The organism is Klebsiella sp. JB_Kp031 (assembly GCF_040064295.1).
In the GTDB taxonomy this organism is placed as follows: domain Bacteria; phylum Pseudomonadota; class Gammaproteobacteria; order Enterobacterales; family Enterobacteriaceae; genus Klebsiella; species Klebsiella quasipneumoniae.
This window is the reverse complement of record NZ_JBEAJW010000001.1, coordinates 109,859-129,295: the sequence shown is the minus strand read 5'-3', so window position 1 is coordinate 129,295 and position 19,437 is coordinate 109,859. Positions and strand designations below refer to the sequence as shown.

The 19,437-nt window shown below is 56.8% G+C and carries 20 protein-coding genes, 1 tRNA gene and 1 pseudogene; 11 read left to right on the top strand and 11 right to left on the bottom strand.

All coding sequences use genetic code 11. The features are described 5' to 3' along the window. Window positions 1-14 precede the first annotated feature (14 nt). Window positions 15-1,160, top strand: coding sequence for a glycerate 3-kinase (gene glxK / locus ABLV64_RS00570; RefSeq protein WP_065903579.1), 1,146 nt, complete (start codon window positions 15-17; stop codon window positions 1,158-1,160). A gap of 219 nt (window positions 1,161-1,379) precedes the next feature. Here glxK and allE read toward each other — a convergent pair whose 3' ends face one another. The 3 genes from allE to allD are packed head-to-tail and all read right to left on the bottom strand — an operon-like array spanning window position 1,380 to window position 4,479. Next, window positions 1,380-2,162, bottom strand: coding sequence for a (S)-ureidoglycine aminohydrolase (allE, locus tag ABLV64_RS00565; RefSeq protein WP_025714221.1), 783 nt, complete (start codon window positions 2,160-2,162; stop codon window positions 1,380-1,382). Window positions 2,163-2,172: 10 nt separating this feature from the next. Next, on the bottom strand, window positions 2,173-3,408 hold the full coding sequence (gene allC / locus ABLV64_RS00560) for an allantoate deiminase (protein ID WP_062914527.1): 1,236 nt from the start codon (window positions 3,406-3,408) through the stop codon (window positions 2,173-2,175). 21 nt (window positions 3,409-3,429) lie between these two features. Then, the gene (gene allD, locus ABLV64_RS00555) at window positions 3,430-4,479 is read right to left on the bottom strand and encodes an ureidoglycolate dehydrogenase (protein ID WP_043521422.1); all 1,050 of its coding nucleotides are present in this window, start codon (window positions 4,477-4,479) and stop codon (window positions 3,430-3,432) included. A gap of 314 nt (window positions 4,480-4,793) precedes the next feature. On the opposite strand from allD, the gene ABLV64_RS00550 reads away from it, so the two are divergent. From ABLV64_RS00550 to ABLV64_RS00535, 4 genes are read left to right on the top strand one after another with little or no spacing between them, the layout of a single operon-like run. Then, window positions 4,794-6,461: an acyl-CoA synthetase FdrA gene (locus ABLV64_RS00550; protein ID WP_348843120.1), complete on the top strand. Its 1,668-nt coding sequence runs from the start codon at window positions 4,794-4,796 to the stop codon at window positions 6,459-6,461. Window positions 6,462-6,470: 9 nt separating this feature from the next. Continuing rightward, window positions 6,471-7,730: a DUF1116 domain-containing protein gene (locus ABLV64_RS00545; RefSeq protein WP_057213745.1), complete on the top strand. Its 1,260-nt coding sequence runs from the start codon at window positions 6,471-6,473 to the stop codon at window positions 7,728-7,730. Window positions 7,731-7,738: 8 nt separating this feature from the next. Next, window positions 7,739-8,542: a DUF2877 domain-containing protein gene (locus ABLV64_RS00540; protein WP_064794524.1), complete on the top strand. Its 804-nt coding sequence runs from the start codon at window positions 7,739-7,741 to the stop codon at window positions 8,540-8,542. Between the two features lie 8 nt (window positions 8,543-8,550). After that, window positions 8,551-9,444: a carbamate kinase gene (locus ABLV64_RS00535; RefSeq protein ID WP_094311741.1), complete on the top strand. Its 894-nt coding sequence runs from the start codon at window positions 8,551-8,553 to the stop codon at window positions 9,442-9,444. 148 nt (window positions 9,445-9,592) lie between these two features. Here ABLV64_RS00535 and purK read toward each other — a convergent pair whose 3' ends face one another. The 5 genes from purK to ppiB all read right to left on the bottom strand — a co-directional run bounded on the left by purK (window position 9,593) and on the right by ppiB (window position 12,929). Further along, a complete protein-coding gene (gene purK, locus ABLV64_RS00530) occupies window positions 9,593-10,660 on the bottom strand; it encodes a 5-(carboxyamino)imidazole ribonucleotide synthase (protein WP_057213751.1) in 1,068 nt (355 codons plus the stop codon). After that, window positions 10,657-11,166: a 5-(carboxyamino)imidazole ribonucleotide mutase gene (gene purE, locus ABLV64_RS00525; RefSeq protein ID WP_004204711.1), complete on the bottom strand. Its 510-nt coding sequence runs from the start codon at window positions 11,164-11,166 to the stop codon at window positions 10,657-10,659. The genes purK and purE overlap by 4 nt, the downstream gene beginning before the upstream one ends. A gap of 96 nt (window positions 11,167-11,262) precedes the next feature. Continuing rightward, window positions 11,263-11,601, bottom strand: a complete 339-nt coding sequence (locus ABLV64_RS00520; protein ID WP_049117071.1) for a hypothetical protein — start codon at window positions 11,599-11,601, stop codon at window positions 11,263-11,265. Between the two features lie 107 nt (window positions 11,602-11,708). Further along, complete coding sequence (lpxH, locus tag ABLV64_RS00515) at window positions 11,709-12,431, bottom strand: UDP-2,3-diacylglucosamine diphosphatase (RefSeq protein WP_004204708.1); 723 nt, start codon at window positions 12,429-12,431, stop codon at window positions 11,709-11,711. 3 nt (window positions 12,432-12,434) lie between these two features. Then, complete coding sequence (gene ppiB / locus ABLV64_RS00510; protein WP_004151319.1) at window positions 12,435-12,929, bottom strand: peptidylprolyl isomerase B; 495 nt, start codon at window positions 12,927-12,929, stop codon at window positions 12,435-12,437. A gap of 175 nt (window positions 12,930-13,104) precedes the next feature. On the opposite strand from ppiB, the gene cysS reads away from it, so the two are divergent. Further along, entirely contained in the window at window positions 13,105-14,490 is a 1,386-nt protein-coding gene (gene cysS / locus ABLV64_RS00505; RefSeq protein WP_114506120.1) for a cysteine--tRNA ligase, read from the top strand. A 45-nt stretch (window positions 14,491-14,535) separates the two neighbouring features. Here the strand turns inward: cysS and ybcJ are convergent, their stop codons facing one another. Together ybcJ and folD are read right to left on the bottom strand one after the other, a co-directional pair. Continuing rightward, complete coding sequence (gene ybcJ, locus ABLV64_RS00500; RefSeq protein ID WP_004143016.1) at window positions 14,536-14,748, bottom strand: ribosome-associated protein YbcJ; 213 nt, start codon at window positions 14,746-14,748, stop codon at window positions 14,536-14,538. Between the two features lies 1 nt (window position 14,749). Continuing rightward, window positions 14,750-15,616: a bifunctional methylenetetrahydrofolate dehydrogenase/methenyltetrahydrofolate cyclohydrolase FolD gene (gene folD, locus ABLV64_RS00495; RefSeq protein WP_288464461.1), complete on the bottom strand. Its 867-nt coding sequence runs from the start codon at window positions 15,614-15,616 to the stop codon at window positions 14,750-14,752. 339 nt (window positions 15,617-15,955) lie between these two features. Here folD and ABLV64_RS00490 point away from each other — a divergent pair. Further along, a tRNA-Arg gene (locus ABLV64_RS00490) sits at window positions 15,956-16,032 on the top strand. 15 nt (window positions 16,033-16,047) lie between these two features. Here ABLV64_RS00490 and ABLV64_RS00485 read toward each other — a convergent pair. Next, window positions 16,048-16,185: pseudogene (locus tag ABLV64_RS00485) on the bottom strand (integrase); the annotation flags it as partial. Window positions 16,186-16,483: 298 nt separating this feature from the next. On the opposite strand from ABLV64_RS00485, the gene ABLV64_RS00480 reads away from it, so the two are divergent. The 4 genes from ABLV64_RS00480 to ABLV64_RS00465 all read left to right on the top strand — a co-directional run bounded on the left by ABLV64_RS00480 (window position 16,484) and on the right by ABLV64_RS00465 (window position 19,431). After that, window positions 16,484-16,777: a hypothetical protein gene (locus tag ABLV64_RS00480; protein WP_004202381.1), complete on the top strand. Its 294-nt coding sequence runs from the start codon at window positions 16,484-16,486 to the stop codon at window positions 16,775-16,777. A gap of 393 nt (window positions 16,778-17,170) precedes the next feature. After that, on the top strand, window positions 17,171-17,572 hold the full coding sequence (gene uraH, locus ABLV64_RS00475) for a hydroxyisourate hydrolase (protein WP_002892366.1): 402 nt from the start codon (window positions 17,171-17,173) through the stop codon (window positions 17,570-17,572). A 368-nt stretch (window positions 17,573-17,940) separates the two neighbouring features. Beyond that, window positions 17,941-18,081: a hypothetical protein gene (locus ABLV64_RS00470; RefSeq protein ID WP_181962758.1), complete on the top strand. Its 141-nt coding sequence runs from the start codon at window positions 17,941-17,943 to the stop codon at window positions 18,079-18,081. A 45-nt stretch (window positions 18,082-18,126) separates the two neighbouring features. Next, entirely contained in the window at window positions 18,127-19,431 is a 1,305-nt protein-coding gene (locus ABLV64_RS00465; RefSeq protein ID WP_049004659.1) for a citrate synthase, read from the top strand. Window positions 19,432-19,437: the final 6 nt, after the last annotated feature.

Here is a 19,437-nt window from a genome sequence, read left to right as displayed (position 1 = left end):
TAAAAGGATGAACAATGAAAATTATTATTGCACCAGACTCGTTCAAAGAAAGCGTCAGCGCCAGTCGCTGCGCTCAGGCGATTAAGGCGGGCTTCGTCTCCATTTTCCCTCAGGCGGAGTGCATCTGCCTGCCGATCGCCGACGGCGGCGAGGGGACGGTTGAGGCAATGGTTGAGGCGACCGACGGCAAAATGGTGATGCTGCCGGCGATGGGGCCGCTGGGGGAGGTGGTAGGCGCCTTCTATGGCCTGAGCGGCGACGGGCAAACCGCGTTTATTGAAATGGCGGCAGCCAGCGGGCTGATGCTGGTTCCCGCCGGGAGACGCGATCCCTTGCGGGCCACCAGCTTCGGGACCGGGGAGTTGATTCGCCACGCGCTGGACGCCGGCGTTCGCCATATTATCCTCGGTATAGGCGGCAGCGCCACGGTAGATGGTGGAATGGGCATGGCGCAGGCCCTGGGGGCACGTTTTCTTGACGAGCGCGGCGAGAGCGTAGGATTCGGTGGCGGCGTGCTGGCTCGGTTGGCGAGCATTGACTTACGCGACCTCGATCCGCGCCTGCGCAAATGCCGGATTGATGTGGCCTGCGATGTGGATAATCCACTGCTCGGCGAACGCGGCGCGGCGGCGGTCTTTGGCCCGCAAAAAGGAGCCAGCGCAGAGATGGTCGCTGCCCTCGAGCGCGGTTTGCAAAATTACGCGCAGGTGCTGCTCATGGCAACGGGTGCGGAGGTGACGAAGATTGTCGGCGGCGGCGCGGCGGGCGGAATGGGCGTGGCGGCCTGCGTATTCCTTAACGCGGCGCTGAAGCCGGGCATCGATATCGTGATTGAGGCGATGCAACTGGAGGAGGCGCTGCGCGACGCGGATCTGGTGATTACCGGTGAAGGGCGAATGGATTCGCAAACCGTCGGCGGCAAAGCGCCGATTGGCGTGGCGCGGCTTGCGAAAAAGCATGGCATCCCGGTGATCGGTATCGCTGGCGTTCTGGGGGACGGCGTGGAAGCGGTGCATCAGCATGGCATTGATGCGGTATTCAGCATTCTGCCCGCGCTGGCGCCGCTTGCCGAAGTGCTGGATCGCGGTGAGCAAAATCTGTATGCCTGCGCGCGCAATATTGCCTGTGCTATCAAGCTCGGCCAGAACATTCCCGCCTGAATAAAAAATGCCACGGTTCTCACCGTGGCAAAATCCAACATAGCTAAACAAAAAAGAATGTTATGCGATGGGTAACAAATCCGCCTTTACCGTTGTGTCCGCATTTCACCGGGTGGCGGATGACGCCTTACCCGGCCGACGAAAGCGGCGAGATGTACCCGTAGGAACACGCAAGCAAAGCGCCGCCGGGCAATACCAACGAGCGCAGATTGTTAGCAATCAGATCTCAACGTCACGGTTGCAATCTTTCGAGTAGATATAGCTGAACGCCTCGCGCCCAACGCCGTATCCCGCCTGTAGGGAATAAGCGCCCATAAAGATATAGTCGCCTTTCTTCACCGGAACCCAGTTGTTATCGAGGTTATACACGCCCTGGCCGGAAAGAATATAGGCGCCGTGCTCCTGCACATGAGTTTCGATATAGCCGTGGCTGGCGCCCGGCTCGAAAGAGAGGATATGCATATTCATATCGAAGCCCAGCTCTTTTGGCAGGAAGTCGATCAGAATAACGTCTTCCATTCCTTCATAATGAATACGCTCCAGCTGGCTGACGTTGCCGGTGACCAGATAAGGCGCATGGCCCTCTGTCGGAATATAGCGGCGCTTATAGAGAAATAGCTGACTGTCGGCTGAATGGCTATTACTGAACGTCATCCGTTCACCCGGTGGGCAGTAAAGATAGCCGCCTTCGGTCAGCGCAAAGGTTTTACCCTGCGCCCCGGCGGTGATTTCCCCCTTTATGACATACAGGAAGGTTTCAATGCCTTCGCCGCCAAACCCGCTTTGATTGCCGCCGTTTTCATGCAGCGTCACCAGATAATCAACGAAGGATGCGCCTAATTTCGGCGTCGACAGAATAGTCACATCACAGTTAGCAAAACCCGGAATAATATTTTTGACCAGACCGTCCGGCGTCAGCAGGGCATAATTACCGTGGCGCACGATGGAACGGCTGGCCAGTAAATCATCGCGATAACCCACGACATTATTTAAATATCCCATTATCTTTTCCTTATTCAGTCCAGGCCAGTTGGTGCAGCATTAAGGCGAGCGTTTTTACGCCTTCCGCCAAATCGTCGATATGCGTACTCTCCGCCGGGTTATGGCTAATACCTTTAATGCTCGGCATAAAGATCATGCAGGTCGGGAAGCAGGGGGCGAAAATTTGCGCGTCGTGCCCCGCGCCGCTGTGCATCACGCGGAAATTCACCTTCTCCTTTTCGCACAGGGCAGTGAGCTGGGCGACCAGCCTCTTGTCCATGGGAACCGGAGCTTCATCCATCCACAGGTCGATTTCAATGCCAATATCCATTTCCTTGCAGATCCGCCGCATATCGCCTTCGATCACTTCAGTAAATGCCGTTAATGCAAGGGCATCGGTGTGGCGGCAATCCATGGTAAAGACCGTTTTACCCGGCACCACGTTGACCGTATTCGGCTGCGGGTCGACTTTACCGAAAGTGAGCACCAGCGGGTCGCCGTGGGCTTTCGCTTTGGCGATAGATTCGCAGCAGATGCGGCTGAAAGCATGGACGGTGTCGCGGCGGTAGCCCATTGGGGTGGTGCCGGCATGGTTAGACTCGCCGTTGAGGGTAATGGTGTAGCGGCGCTGACCGACGATGGCGTTGACCACACCGATGGACTGCTTGTTGGTTTCCAGCACGCGGCCCTGTTCGATATGCAGTTCAACGAAGGCTTTAATATCCCGGCGCGGCGCCAGCGGGGCGGCGGGCAGGCTGAAACCGCACTGCTTCATCGCATCGACAAACGCCACGCCTTTGGCGTCTTTAATCTCACGCACGTCCGCCGGGTTAGCGATGCCGACGATATTTTTGCTGCCCCAGAAGACGTAAGGGAAGCGGCTGCCTTCTTCTTCCGCTAACGCCAGCACCTCCACGGTACGCAGCGGCGCCCCGTAGGTCTCTTTTAGCCAGCGGACCGCCAGCCAGGCCGCCAGCGCGCCAAACTGACCGTCAAGATTACCGCCGTTGACGACGCTATCAATATGCGAGCCGCTGAGGATAACGTCGTCGGGAAAACGGCTACCGGGCAGGCGGCCATAAAGGTTACCCACTTCATCGAAGCGTGTTTCCAGCCCGCTGTCGCTCATCTTTTGTTTAAACGCCTGCTGCGCCTGCAGCCACTCCGGCGAATAAAGCAAGCGGGTGAGTCCGCCGGTAGGATCGGCGCCGAAGGATGAAAGCCAGGGCAATGTTTCTTCAATTGCCTGTCGAAAAGAATGAGTCATACATAACTCCTGTTACTTATTTTATTGAGCAAAAGGGGAATTGGTTTCATAAGAGCGGTTATATAAAGCGTCTGAAACCAGATAGTCATAAATCTCATCAACGATTTCGATCCCGTTGACCGCGCTGTTTTTCTCATTGATATCCAGATTCTGCCCCGGGTAATAAACCTGACTAAATCCAGGCGCTGGCGTAATGGCGCTTAATTCGCGCATGGTGTCGCTAATGTGCTGGCGAAATAAGGCGCTGGAGGAGAAAAAGTCAGGATTAATCACAATATGCAATTGTCCTAACTCACGCCCCTGGCTCAGGTTGTCGTACATCGAGCTGACCTGGCGACCAAAAGGAAGGTTGAGCAAAATGCCGGATAGGACGTCAATCATCATCATCAGCCCGTAACCTTTCGGGCCGGCGGCAGGAAGCAGAGCATGGACGGCAAAGGGATCCGTGGTTGGGGCGCCGTTTTTGTCCACCGCCCAACTATCGGGAATGCTTTCATGGCGAGAACGAGCATCAAGGATCTTTCCCCACGCCTGGACGGTGGTGGCCATATCGAAGGTGATGATATCGTCGCCCTCGCCGGGGGCGGCGAAGGCCAGCGGGTTTGTGCCGTAGTAGATCTCCGCCCCACCAAAAGGGACGACCATCGGGTCTGACTGACACAGCGAGAGGCCAATCAGCCCGGCGCGAGCCGCCTGCTGTGTGAAGTACGAGATGGCCCCGCTGTGTCCCATGCGGCGGATACCCACTACGGCTACGCCATTTTGCCGGGCGATCTCAATGGCATGTTCCATGCCCATTTTGGCGGCGACCTGGCCGGCGGCGTTATCGGCATGCAAAATGCCGCTGCAGGGGCCGGTTTTTTCAAAGCTAAAGGTGGGATGACGATTGGTGCCGCCTTTTGAAATTCGTTCAGCATAATATTCAACACGAACCGCGCCGTGCGAATGAATGCCTCTGGCATCAGCATAAACCAACACATCGGCAATAATATCCGCGTGATTATGAGTAAGTCCTGCTGCGTTCAGCTTATTAGCAATAAGCTGATGAAGTGTTTCCCGACTGACTTTCATCTGTCTTCCTTTTAACGACGGTGTAGAGCCTGACTGCTGATTAAAATACGGGGAAAAGAAACTGAAATTGTGATCTGTATAGTTAAATGACCAGTGTTAGATTTTATTTGATAATCGTAACGGATTTATCATAAATGGCCGTGTAATCGATTTATTAAAAAATCACTGCTAATGTCAGGTGGTTTGTTTGAAAGCCTGTGGTAATAATCCTCATGTGATTTTGGTCACGCCATTAAGAATTTCATCTCGTTAGCCTGATGGCAGATTAACCATGCTCATTCAATTGCAATGGGTGCAATTATTGGGGAGTTATTATGATCCATGCCTTTATTAAAAAGGGCTGTTTTCAGGATTCAGTCAGTTTAATGATTATTTCACGCAAGCTGAGTGAGTCAGAAAATGTCGACGATGTTTCGGTCATGATGGGCACGCCGGCAAATAAAGCGCTGCTGGAAACTACCGGTTTTTGGCATGACGATTTTGCCACGGCGACGCCGAATGATATTTGCGTGGCGATCCGTACCGATTGCGCAGATGCGTCGGTGACGGAAATGATTATCGCCCGTCTGGATGACGCCTTATCCGCCCTGGCGCAGGGAAGCGGACAAAGTCAGAGTCTGAACGTGGTTCGCCGCTGGCAAAGTGCGATGCAAAAACTGCCGCAGGCCAATATGACCTTAATTTCCGTTGCCGGAGAATATGCCGCGGAGCTGGCCCATCAGGCGCTCAGTAGCGAGAAAAACGTGATGATCTTCTCCGACAACGTCACCCTGGAAGATGAAATTGCCCTCAAAACCCGTGCCCGTGACAAAGGATTGTTGGTGATGGGGCCGGACTGCGGCACCGCCATGATCGCCGGCACCCCGCTGGCCTTCGCCAACGTCACACCGGAGGGCAACATCGGCGTGATTGGCGCTTCCGGTACCGGTATCCAGGAACTGGTCTCGCAAATTGCCCTCGGCGGCGAAGGGATCAGCCATGCGATTGGTCTCGGCGGCCGTGACCTGAGCGCGGAAGTGGGGGGGCTTAGTGCGCAAACGGCGCTGGAAATGCTAACCCAGGATGCACAGAGCCAGGTACTGGCCTTTGTTTCCAAGCCACCTGCTGAGGCGGTGCGCCTGAAGATAATTAACGCAATGAAACGCAGTGCTAAACCGGTGGTGGCGCTATTTCTTGGCTATGTCTCGCCAGTCAACCGTGATGAAAACGTCTGGTTTGCCCGCACGCTGGACGAGGCCGGTCGGCTGGCGTGTCTGTTAGCGCGAGTGGTACGCCATCAGGAAAATCTGACCGCAGTCGCGGGTAAGCATATTCGCGGTTTATACACCGGCGGCACGCTGGCGGCGGAATCCGCCGGGCTGCTGGCTGAGCGCCTGAACATCACTCCCGATGAGCATCACCCGCAGGGCATGATGCTCAACGCCCTAGGCCACCAGGTCGTCGACCTCGGCGATGATTTCTACACCGTCGGTCGTCCACACCCGATGATTGATCCCTCCCTGCGTAACCAACTGATTGCTGAACTCGGCGAGCAAACGCAGGTGGGTGTATTGCTGCTGGATGTGGTGATTGGCTATGGCGCCACCGCCGACCCGGCGGGATCGCTGGTGGAAGCATGCCGGCGGGCCTGGGCATTGAGGAGTGAAAGCCATCCGCTGCACGTTATCGCGACCGTGACCGGTACCGAAAATGACCCGCAGTGTCGTTCCCGACAGATTGCCGAGCTGGAAGATGCCGGCGTGGTGGTGGTCGATAGCCTCCCGGAAGCCGCGCTGCTTGCTGTTGCGCTGATTAGCCCTCAGCGGATGGCGGAGCCCGCACCGCGTTCCAGTCTGCTGGACGGGGTGGCGGTAATTAATGCCGGTCTGCGCAGTTTTGCGATCGATTTACAGTCCGCCGGAACGCCGGTTGTTCACTATCAGTGGGCGCCGATTGCCGGAGGAAATAAAAAACTGGCTCGTTTATTAGAGCGTTTGCAATAAGAGGTCCCTATGTTTACATCAGTGGCGCAGGCCAATGAGGCAGTAATTGAACGAATTCGGAATGCACGTCCGCACTGGCTGGATGTGAAGCCGGCAGGTGCGCTAATCGGGGCGCTGAATCAGAACAAAACGTTGCTCCACGCCGGGCCGCCGATGCGCTGGCAGGCGATGACCGGCCCAATGAAAGGGGCCTGCATTGGCGCATGCCTGTTCGAAGGCTGGGCGCAGGATGAAAAAACCGCCCATGCGATGCTGGAAAGCGGCGAAATTACCTTTATCCCATGCCATCACGTTAACGCCGTGGGGCCAATGGGCGGCATTACTTCGCCGAACATGCCGATGCTGGTGGTGGAAAACATCGCTGAAGGCAACCGCGCCTATTGCAACCTGAACGAAGGAATTGGCAAGGTGATGCGTTTCGGCGCTTACGGTGAAGATGTGCAGCAGCGCCTGCGCTGGATGCGCGATGTGCTGATGCCGGTGCTTAGCGCAGCGCTGAAACAGATGGAGCGCGGTATCGATTTGACGGCGATGATGGCGCAGGGCATCACCATGGGGGATGAGTTTCACCAGCGTAATATCGCCACCTCCGCGCTGCTAATGCGCACGCTGGCACCGCATTTGGCGCGCCTAAATCACGACAAACAGCAGATAGCTGAAGTGATGGATTTCCTCGCCATTACCGACCAGTTCTTCCTCAACCTGGCGATGGCCTACTGTAAATCGGCGATGGATGCCGGGGCGCAGATCCGCGCGGGCAGTATCGTCACCGCGATGACCCGCAACGGCGATATGTTCGGTATTCGCGTCAGCGGGCTGGGCGACCGTTGGTTTACCGCGCCGGTCAATACGCCGCAGGGGCTGTTTTTCACTGGCTTCTCGCAGGAGCAGGCCAACCCGGATATGGGCGATAGCGCCATTACTGAAACTTTCGGCATCGGCGGGGCGGCGATGATCGCGGCCCCGGGCGTGACTCGCTTTGTCGGCGCGGGTGGGATGGAGGCGGCGAAATCGGTCTCCGAGGAGATGGCGGAAATCTTCCTTGAACGCAATATGCAACTGCAAATTCCGGGCTGGGATTTCCAGGGCGCCTGTCTGGGGTTGGATATTCGCCGGGTGGTTGAAACTGGCATTACACCGCTTATCAACACTGGTATCGCGCATAAAGAGGCGGGGATCGGCCAGATTGGCGCCGGAACCGTCAGAGCCCCACTGGCCTGCTTTGAACTGGCGCTGGAAGCGCTGGCGGACGAGCTGGGCGTGAGCTGAGGCACACAATGGATAAGATCCGTCCGCTAACAGGCAGCATTGACGCGCCGGACCATCGCCAGCCATGGCGAACCGGCGGCCTCTGGCAGCGCACCATCAATCTCTATGTTGCAGACGGCGCGCTGCTGACGCTGCATCATCGGGGACAAGGCGTGAGCCCCGGCGGATGGGTATTACGTCACCATGATTTTATCCGTTTACACGCGGCGCTGAAGGCGGGGGGGCTGCCGATAGCACGGGATGACGGCATTCAGGTCGATAACCTGTTGCTGTTACCACCGCGAAGGCGCTGCTCCCTGCGGCCTCGATATCAGCCTGGTGGCCCTTATCTACCGACAGCGCTCATGAAGCGCCCGGAAGAGACGGGCCTGTTCGGGCCGCTGTCACAGGCTATCCATCTGCCGCATCATCCTGAGTTGCGGCAATTACGCCACTGTTTTGCTTCTGCGTTGGCCGGGAGCGCCGTTGACTGGCGGCTGTGGCTGGGGAAGGGGCCAGGCCTGACGCCGAGCATGGACGATATGCTGATCGGCATGATGCTGTCCGCGTGGTGTTCTGGACTGATGTCGCGCAACAGCGGACACCATTTCTTTCGTGCCTCCGGCGATCTGCATGCCGCCACAACGCAGGTCAGCGTCAACTATTTACGCTACGCCAGTAAGGGATGCTTCGCTTCACCGCTACTGCATGTTGTTAACGCGCTTCAGTGCGGACGACGAATTGAACCTGCCGTTGAAGCCCTGCTGGCGATGGGGCACACCTCTGGTGCCGACACGCTTCTGGGGTTCTGGCTGGCGCAACAAATAATGTAAGGACTTTTATGAAAACGCTGGTTGTTGCCCTCGGGGGTAACGCTTTATTACAGCGCGGAGAAGCGCTGACGGTAGAAAATCAATATCGCAATATTCACAGTGCCGTTCCCGCGCTGGCGCGTCTGGCGCAGCATTACCGTTTGGCCATTGTGCACGGCAACGGGCCGCAGGTAGGCCTGCTGGCGCTGCAAAATCTGGCCTATAGCGACGTCGAACCTTACCCGCTGGACGTGCTGGTGGCGGAGAGCCAGGGCATGATTGGCTATATGCTGGCCCAATGCCTGGCGCAGGAATCGTCGGTACCGCCGGTATCGACAGTGATGACGCGTATTACTGTGGCATCGAACGATCCGGCCTTTTCGGCGCCGGAGAAATTTATCGGTCCGGTCTATGACCCTGAGTTACAGCAGCAGCTGGAAGAGGAGTACGGCTGGACGATGAAGCGCGACGGCAAATACTTGCGTCGGGTTGTCGCCTCGCCACGGCCGGTGAGAATTGAGGAGAGCGACTCGATTGAGCGTCTGCTGAATGAGGGGCATGTGGTGATCTGCTGTGGCGGCGGAGGCATTCCGGTGCTCGAGAGCGGGCAGGGCGCAGAGGCGGTTATCGATAAAGATTTGGCCGCAGCGCTACTGGCGGAACAGATTGATGCCGATGGTCTGGTGATCCTCACCGATGCGGATGCGGTATATGAACACTGGGGCACCCCAATGCAGCGACCGATCCGTGAAGCGACCCCGGAGGCGCTGGCGCCTTTTGCTCGCGACGATGGCGCGATGGGACCGAAAATTTCGGCAGTCAGCAGCTATGTTCGCCGCAGGGGCAAGCGGGCGTGGATTGGCGCGTTATCACGCATTGAGGAGACTCTCGCCGGTCAGGCGGGAACCTGTATCAAGCCCTGACGGGGGACTACTGTCGGTGAGGATGCCTGAATATCGTGCATTCTGCCCCGCGACGGCGACGCGTTGCCAGGGCGACGAATTCTGAATAGCTGGGCTTTTATCGGCCGGGCAAGCGTCAGCCGCCGCCCGGCAAGACAAAGGTGAGGCGTTACGCCAGTTGCGATTGCGCCCAGAACAGACCGCTGGTGTACTCCGCTGGCAGCAGCGGCTTGATCGCTTCCAGCGTCGCGCTCAGACGGTCAGTATCGCTGTCGGTCAGGTTCAGGTGGCCGACTTTACGACCCGGGCGCACCTCTTTATCGTACCAGTGCAGGTGGACCAGCGGCAGCTTCAGCCAGTCGTAATTGAGATCGGTGCCGATCAGGTTGATCATTACCGACGGGCTGTTAACCACTGGCGGCGGCAGCGGCAGGCCGGTAATCGCTCGCAGATGCAGCTCAAACTGGCTGATGGAGGCGCCATTTTGCGTCCAGTGGCCGCTGTTGTGCACGCGCGGCGCCAGCTCGTTGATCAGCAGTCCCTCGGCAGTGACGAAGCACTCCATCGCCATCACGCCGACGTAGTTCAGCTCGTTCATGATCGCCGTCAGCATGCTTTCCGCTTGCTCCTGCTGGCGGACATTGGCCTGCGGGAAGGCGACGCTGGCGCGCAGAATACCGTCCTGATGCAGGTTGCGGGTCAGTGGGTAGAAGACGGTGCTGCCGTCATGGGCGCGGGCACCCACCAGCGACACTTCGCCGGAGAAGTTAATCCCCTGCTCGACGATGCACTCGCCGTAGTTATCGGCCGGTAGCTGATCGATCTCGTTTTCCCGCAGACGCCACTGGCCGCGGCCGTCGTAACCGCCAACGCGACGCTTAACGATCGCCAGTTCGCCAAGGCGGGCAAACACCGCCGGCCACTCGCTTTTATCCGCCAGCAGCTGCCACGGGGCAGTGGCGAGACCAAGCTTGTCAAACAGCTGCTTTTGCGTCAGGCGATCGGCGATAATCGGGAAGACGTCGCGGTTGACGAACGCCGGGTGGCGGGCCAGCTCGCGGGTGAGGGCGGTTTCCGGCCAGCGTTCAATTTCTGCCGTGATGACGCTCTGCTGGAATGGCACCGCTTCCGGATCGGCTTCCAGCCCCACCGGCCAGACGGCAATACCCAGCGGCTCGCCGGCCTGGCGCAGCATACGGCCTAACTGGCCGTTGCCGAGTACGCATACCTGTTTCATGCCGCACCCCGCGGGTCCGGGTTATCCAGCACTTCATCGGTTTGCGCCTGGCGCCAGGCGCTCAGGCGCTGGTGGAGTTCAGCATCATGCTGGGCGAGGATCTGCGCGGCGAGCAGACCGGCGTTCGCGGCGCCGGCTTTGCCGATGGCCAGTGTGCCGACCGGAATACCGCGCGGCATCTGAACAATGGAGTAAAGGCTGTCGACACCGCTTAAGGCTGCGCTCTGAACCGGTACGCCGAGCACTGGCACCAGGGTTTTCGCCGCAATCATGCCCGGCAGATGCGCCGCGCCGCCTGCCCCAGCAATAATCACCTGATAGCCATTGCTTTCGGCGCTTTCAGCGAAGCTGAACAGCTTATCGGGCGTGCGATGGGCGGAGACCACTTCGACATGGTACGGAACGTTCAGGGCATCAAGAATTTCTGCGGTAAATTGCATGGTAGCCCAGTCGCTTTTGGACCCCATCACGATGGCGATACGCGCCGAATTATTGCGGGAAGACATACGTCTTAAAACTCCTGTGGGTGTGTTTCACACTGCTTTAGAGGCCACAGAGAATAGCATGAACTGCCGGCAAGGAAAACGGTTGCGTGTGCATGGTTAGCCGTCTTTTGTCTCGCTCTGCGATGACGACGATCGCGGCTTATTGGCCTTGATCTCATTCATGCAACAAGTGATAAGCAGTACTAACCCCCAGGGGAGCATCAGGGTACCCATCATCAATAAATAGATTTGTACCAGTCGGCTCTCGTGAGGGCGAGTACAGAGCAAATAAATGGCATAGAAATAAATAGCCCACGCCAGCATCGCACACCAGACAAACGTCAGCGTGTTGCCGAGAGCGACGCCGATTAAGGCGATATAACTTATCCCTAACGGATTGAGGATCGCGATGATCATTCCCCAGATCAGCGGCTGGCTCCACTTTTTCCTGCTCATGCTCGTTCCTTGAGAGTGATGTTGTGGAAGACTAGCATGCGCAATGCCGGCAGGAGCATACCTCCGTCCAGGCAAGAGGGGATTTCAGAATTGTGCTCGCGCAGGAATTAGAACGGGAAATGGATCAGTTCGACGTCGTCCGGCGTCACCTTCACCATCGAACCTTCGCTGTGCCAGGCGCCGAGTACCACGCGCCATGCGGGCTGGCCGTTGGCCTGCAGGTCATGGACCGCCGGGCGATGGGTATGGCCGTGGATCAGCCACTGTACGTGATGCCGCTCCATGGCGTTAACCACCGCCTGTGGATTCACATCCATAATTTCCATTGATTTGCTGCTGTTGGCGGCTTTGCTGTCGGCGCGCATGCGGGCGGCGATGCGGCGGCGGACAAACAGCGGCAGAGCCAGGAATAGACGCTGGATCCACGGGGTGTGGACTTTCGCGCGAAACGCCAGATAGCCTTGGTCATCGGTGCACAGCGTGTCGCCATGCATAATCAAGACGTCACGGCCATAGAGGTCCAGTCGCTCTTCTTCGGCGAGCAGGATCATCCCGCTCTGACGGGCGAAGCGCTGGCCGACGAGAAAATCGCGGTTGCCGTGAATGAAGTAGCAGGGCACGCCGGCGTCGACGACGGCTTTGATTGCCGTAGCGATTTGCTGATGCAACGGGTTGGGATCGTCATCGCCGATCCACGCCTCAAACAGATCGCCAAGGATATACAGGGCGTCCGCCTGACGGGCTTCCCCCTGTAAAAAACGCAGAAAACCGGCGGTGATCGCCGGTTCTTCTGTTTGCAGGTGCAAATCTGCAATAAAAAGTGTCGCCACGAATTACTCGCTGACGGTGACGCTTTTGATGATCACATCGTCTTTCGGCACATCCTGGTGCATGCCGCTGCGGCCGGTGGCAACCGCTTTGATTTTGTCAACCACGTCCATGCCTTCAACCACTTCCGCGAAGACGCAGTAGCCCCAGCCCTGCAGGCTTTCGCCGGAGAAGTTCAGGAAGTCGTTGTCAACCACGTTGATGAAGAACTGCGCGGTGGCAGAGTGCGGCGCCTGAGTACGGGCCATCGCCAGCGTGCCGCGGGTGTTTTTCAGACCGTTGTTTGCTTCGTTCTGAATCGGAGATTTGGTCGCTTTTTGTTTCATGCCAGGTTCAAAACCGCCGCCCTGAATCATGAAGCCGTTGATAACACGGTGGAAAATGGTGTTGTCGTAGAAACCTTCGCGGCAGTAGTCCAGGAAGTTTTTAACTGTTTCCGGCGCTTTGTCGTCAAACGTTTTGATTACGATATCGCCATGATTGGTGTGGAAAGTAACCATTTTTGCATCCTGTTCCGATGAGTGTGGTGCCAGCACCCGGTGTCGGGTGAGATATAGGGGGGTGTTATAGCATAACCGCGGGGGTCGATGCACCTTGCAATGTGTGCTGCGTCCTGTCTGAATTATGGGTATTATAGAGGCTTCATTACCCACACACGTCTACACGGAATCTTCGATGTTAAAAATTTTTAATACACTGACGCGCCAGAAAGAGGAATTTAAACCTATCCATGCCGGGGAAGTCGGCATGTACGTGTGTGGTATTACCGTTTACGATCTCTGTCACATCGGCCATGGGCGTACCTTCGTCTCCTTTGACGTTGTGGCGCGTTATCTGCGTTTTCTCGGCTATAAGCTGAAGTACGTGCGCAATATCACCGATATCGACGACAAAATCATTAAGCGCGCTAATGAAAACGGCGAAAGCTTTGTCGCGCTGGTCGATCGGATGATCGCCGAAATGCACAAGGATTTTGACGCCCTGAATATTTTGCGTCCCGACAGCGAGCCGCGCGCGACGCATCATATTGCGGAGATCATCGAGATTACCGAGCAACTGATCGCCAAAGGCCATGCCTATGTGGCGGATAACGGCGACGTAATGTTCGATGTGCCGACAGACCCGAACTACGGTTTGCTGTCGCGTCAGGATCTCGATCAGCTGCAGGCGGGGGCGCGCGTCGACGTGGTTGACGTCAAGCGTAATCCGATGGACTTCGTCCTGTGGAAGATGTCGAAAGAGGGCGAGCCAAGCTGGCCGTCGCCGTGGGGCGCAGGCCGTCCGGGATGGCATATCGAGTGCTCGGCGATGAACTGCAAACAGCTGGGCAACCATTTTGACATTCACGGCGGCGGTTCCGATCTGATGTTCCCGCATCACGAAAACGAAATCGCTCAGTCCACCTGCGCCCATGACGGCGAGTACGTTAACTACTGGATGCACTCCGGCATGGTGATGGTCGACCGCGAGAAGATGTCGAAATCGCTGGGCAACTTCTTTACCGTCCGCGACGTGCTGAAGTATTACGATGCCGAGACCATTCGCTACTTCCTGATGTCCGGCCACTATCGCAGCCAGCTGAACTATAGCGAAGAGAACCTCAAGCAGGCGCGTTCGGCGCTGGAGCGTCTGTACACCTCGCTGCGCGGTACCGACAAATCCGTCGACGCGGCGGGCGGCGAAGCCTTCGAAGCACGCTTTATCGAGGCGATGGACGATGACTTCAACACCCCGGAAGCCTACTCGGTGCTGTTCGATATGGCTCGCGAAGTGAACCGTCTGAAAACCGAGGACGCGGTCGCGGCGAACGCCATGGCGGCCCACCTGCGTAAGCTTGCGTCGGTGCTGGGGCTGCTGGAGCAGGAGCCGGACGCTTTCCTGCAGAGCGGTGCGCAGGCTGACGACGCGGAAGTGGCGGAAATTGAATCGCTTATCCAGCAGCGTCTGGACGCGCGTAAAGCGAAAGACTGGGCGGCGGCGGATGCGGCGCGCGATCGTCTTAACGAGATGGGTATCGTGCTGGAAGATGGCCCGCAGGGCACCACCTGGCGCCGGAAGTAAGCCATAAAAAAACGCCCGCAAAAGCGGGCGTTTTTCTTTTCGCTGTCAGGCCGTGACGGTGACGCTCTGGCCTTCAAAGCTCACCGTCTGACCAGCGACGATTTTGCAGCGTTTGCGGGTTTCCACCGCGCCGTCGACTTTTACCAGCCCGTCGGCGATGGCGATCTTCGCCTGGGCGCCGCTTTCGCTCCAGCCTTCGAGTTTCAGCAGATCGCACAGCTCAACGTGCGGGTGTTTTCCTAAGGAAAATGTCGCCATCTCAGGCCTCCTCAACGTCGTGGTACTCTTCGCACGCCTGCAGCGTGTTCTGGATCAGGGTGGCGACGGTCATCGGGCCAACGCCGCCGGGAACCGGGGTGATGTAGGACGCGTGTTCAGCGGCATCTTCATACACGACGTCGCCGACCACTTTGCCGCTTTCCAGACGGTTAATGCCGACATCGACCACAATCGCCCCTTCTTTGATCCATTCGCCAGGAATAAAGCCCGGTTTACCCACCGCGACGATCAGCAGGTCGGCGTTTTCGACATGATGGCGCAGGTTTTTGGTAAAGCGGTGGGTGACGGTGGTGGTGCAGCCGGCCAGCAGTAGCTCCATGCTCATCGGGCGGCCGACGATATTGGAGGCGCCAATGACCACCGCATTCAGGCCGTAGGTGTCGATATTGTAGCGTTCCAGCAGAGTCACGATACCGCGTGGGGTGCACGGACGCAGGCGCGGCGCCCGCTGGCACAGGCGGCCAACGTTGTAAGGATGGAAGCCGTCAACGTCTTTATCCGGCGCGATGCGCTCAAGAACTTTGACGTTATCTATCCCTGCAGGCAGGGGCAGCTGAACCAGAATACCGTCGATGGTCTTATCGGCATTCAGGGTGTCGATAAGCTCCAGCAGCTCGGCTTCGCTGGTGGTTTCCGGGAGATCGTAAGAGCGGGAGACGAAGCCCACTTCTTCACATGCTTTGCGCTTGCTGCCGACATAAATCTGCGAGGCCGGGTTGCTGCCGACCAGCACGACGGCCAGCCCAGGGGCGCGTTTTCCGGCCGCAACGCGAGCCTTCACTTTTTCCGCAACCTCAGAGCGTACCTGCTGCGCAATCGTTTTACCGTCAATAATTTTTGCTGCCATCAGAGAGAGGATTCCATCTGTATCTTTACGAAAGGGGGATGAGGATATTTTGTCAGAAGCCGGCCTCGCTGTCAGTCCTCGTTTGCTGTTTTATCCTGTCCGGGGCGAATTTAGCCTGTTTTGACCCTGGTTATTACATGGTTATTGGTGCGTTGCGCCTGGCCACTCAGTCGATTTACTGGCGTAAGAGCCCCGCTGGTACGCTTCTTGTACAGTTGGTGGAGGATATTTCGCCAGCGTCGTATAAGCTCCACAGTTTCCTGGCAAAATGGATTGACTCAACCGACGTGGACCGTATAATTCCAGGCGTTTCACTCCGCGAAGCACTCGCTTCTCAGGGCGCCCTTAGCTCAGCTGGATAGAGCAACGGCCTTCTAAGCCGTAGGTCACAGGTTCGAATCCTGTAGGGCGTGCCATTAATAATCAATCACTTAATTACTTCCTCCAGTCGCTGATTTTTCCTTGTGGGACATATGTGGGACATCTTCTGCAAAAATCGAGTCAATTTTCCGTGCGTGTTCAGTCAGGTGGTTCGGCGCCAGGTGAGCATAGCGACGGACCATTTCGATGATTCTAATGTCTTGCAGTATCTGTCGGACGATGGCCAGTGAGAGTACAGCATTACGGCTCTGCAATATCGAACAGAATGGTTAATGCTGGTTATAGCTGAGTGCAGAATAAGCGCTCTGCAGGAATGTGAAAATATGTTGACGGTAACAGGCTAATAGTCATTATAGCTTTAGGTTATGTCTGACTGGGTTAAGTATCGCATTTTAAGCTGGCGTGAAGTACAGTTGTTAAAGATCAATATTGAACACTATTTGAAAGCATACCCTCGATGTTCATCCACTGCCTGGAAAGATCCAAATGAACATCAAATTCGTCGCCATCTCCGTATTCGCTGTTGTGTGTGTCTTTGCATCAGATATTTCCATCGCCAAATCGAATTCCTTAAGCGATGATCAGGTCAGGCAAAGAATTATTGATGACTCTGTCGCATCCTATCCCGGTACCTGTGCCTGTCCCTTCAATACCGCCCGGAACGGCAGCTCGTGCGGTGGCCGCAGTGCCTGGAGCAAAGCTGGTGGGTACTCACCTATTTGCTACAAGAAAGAGGTAACAAAGGAAATGGTGAAGGCGTGGCGACAAGAGAATCAATGATAATAATCATTATCTGAACCAGGTGATTACTTACACTGGAATTGTAGGTTAAATAATATTAAATGATTATTTCGAATACGGCAGGCCATTTGCAGTAAGCACTGTTCTGTTAGAGGCGGCAGAGGCCACGGCATATATTATTTAACCTTGTGATATTTGACCCCAGCTAATATTTTTCCCCTCTCTGACGGATTAAGTGCCACGTATCCTGTTACGAAGAGCACGGGGTTACTCACACATAAGACACTCCCTCTTCTCACGACAAAACCGGTTCAGCGTGTTGTGTGTGGAGACAGTACCCATCAACTCAATCTGATAACAAAAAGTTTAATTTTTTTCCCCGCCGCCCTGACTATAGTTAGGGCACTTTCACTTGCCCAAAAGGTCACGATTATGAAATTAGTTATCGCCTCCGTAATTTCCCTTCTCAGCTTCAGCGCGCTGGCGGCGCCAGAGGGCACGCTCAGCGTACACATTCTTAATCAGCAAACCGGGCTCCCTTCGCCGGGGGTGCAGATTGAGCTGGATAAGCAGCAAGGGGAGAGCTGGCAGCATATCGCCACCGGCAAAACGGATGCCGATGGGCGGATTAAATCGCTCTATCCGCAGGCGGAAAATATGGAGCCGGGGGTTTATAAAGTGACGTTTAAAACCGGTGACTATTTTAAAAGCCAAAACATGAATACGTTCTTCCCGGTGATTCCGGTTATTTTCAATGTCACAAAGCAAAATCAAAAACTGCATATCCCGCTGCTGCTCAGTCAGTACGGATACTCTACCTACCGCGGCAGCTGATGACCCAAGCCGCTATCCAGCCAACGCCTGCGCGTCTCCCGCAGGCGTCACCCTTTCCCCGCACAACGACCTCCACGCCTAACGCCCGGTCTCTTCCTCTTTTACGTGTTAATGGCCTCGCCGGACATCGCTGGCAGGGTGGGAAATCCTCAGATACGCAGACCGTGAGGAAAGGTCAATACCAGGGATAAATCTCTGGCGGGCCGGAAAGCGCTGCGCCTACACCGGCAGGAGGCTCATCATCAGCCAGGCGATGGCGATGCAGATAAGCGTCATCGACAGCACAAAATTCATGGTAGCTCCTCTTCATCCTTTCTGTACTCAGCGTAAATTTTGACAGCGCTGATCGCCTTTATCCTTGGCGATTTGTGCCGCTATCCGACGATGGGGTGGGGAAAGATGGCCTGTTTCCCCGGGAAGGCCAGCAAAATATCCTCTTTGTCAAAGTTATAGTGATGACATCAATGAATAAGCTGCATCACATTGGTTATGTTGGTCTTTCCGCCTGAAGAATGACTTCAGGTCGCTGATAAGCTGCTGGGGGAACTGACAGGATGAGCACCACACCGTTAACGCTTTCTATTGCCGGGCAACCGACGCCCATCACCCTGCCGCAGGTGCCGGGAACCCGGGGCCATGTGGGAGTCGACATACGCGAGCTGAATCACTCCGGATTCTGCAGCTACGACCCTGGCTTTGCCAACACCGCCGGATGCCAGTCGGCGATCTCGTGGATCGATACGGAAAACAGCGTGCTGCTGCACCGCGGCTATCCGGTGGATCAGCTGGCTCGCCAGTGTGATTTTCTCGAGGTGGCGTACATCATGCTGCGGGGCGACGCGCCGGATGAGGCCAGCTATCAAACGTTTCGCGAGACCATCACCCGCCATACCCTGGTGCACGAGCAGATAGCCCGCATGTGCAGCGGCTTTCGCCGCGATTCGCACCCGATGGCGCTGATGTGTGCTCTGGTGGGGGCGCTGGCGGCGTTCTATCATGATGTTCTGGACGTGGAAAATCCGCAGCACCGGGCGCTGGCCGCCACGCGGCTGCTGTCGAAAATGCCCACTATCGCCGCCATGAGCTACAAGTACACCATTGAACAACCCGCCGCCTATCCGCGCAACGATCTCTCCTATGCCGGAAATTTCCTGCAGATGCTGTTTGCTATCCCGGCCGAAAAGTACGTCCTCAATCCGGTTATCGAGCAGGCGATGAACCAGATCCTGGTCCTGCATGCCGATCACGGGCAGTGCGCCTCCACCACCACGGTGCGCGCGGCGGGCTCCTCCGGAGCGAACTTATTCGCCTGCGTCGCCGCCGGGCTGGCATCATTATGGGGACCGATGCACGGCGGCGCCAATGAGTCGAGCATGCGGATGCTGGAGGAAATTGAAAGCGTCGATCAGGTTCCGGCGTTTCTGCGTCAGGCAAAGCGCGACCCGCAGGCATTTCGCCGCCTCGGTTTTGGCAACTCACGCTACCGTCACCGTGACCCGCGCGCCGATATCCTGCGTGAAACCAGCCATCGGGTCCTGGCGGAGGTAGGCATGTCTGACCGTCTGCTGCAGGTGGCGATGGCCCTTGAGGACGTGGCGCTGACCGATCCCTACTTTGTGGAAAATGGCCTGTCGCCGAGCGTGGATTTTTATACCGCGGTGATCCTCAAGGCGATGAATCTGCCTTCGTCGATGTTTGCGGTGGTCACCGCGGTCGGTCGGACGGTCGGCTGGGTGGCGCACTGGAACGAGATGCACCAGGCGCCGCTGACCATCTACCGGCCACGGCAGATTTACGTTGGCGAGGGCTATCGGGATTACGTCTCCCGACGCGGCGAGCGGTCAACGGGCCCGCAGTGACTGCGG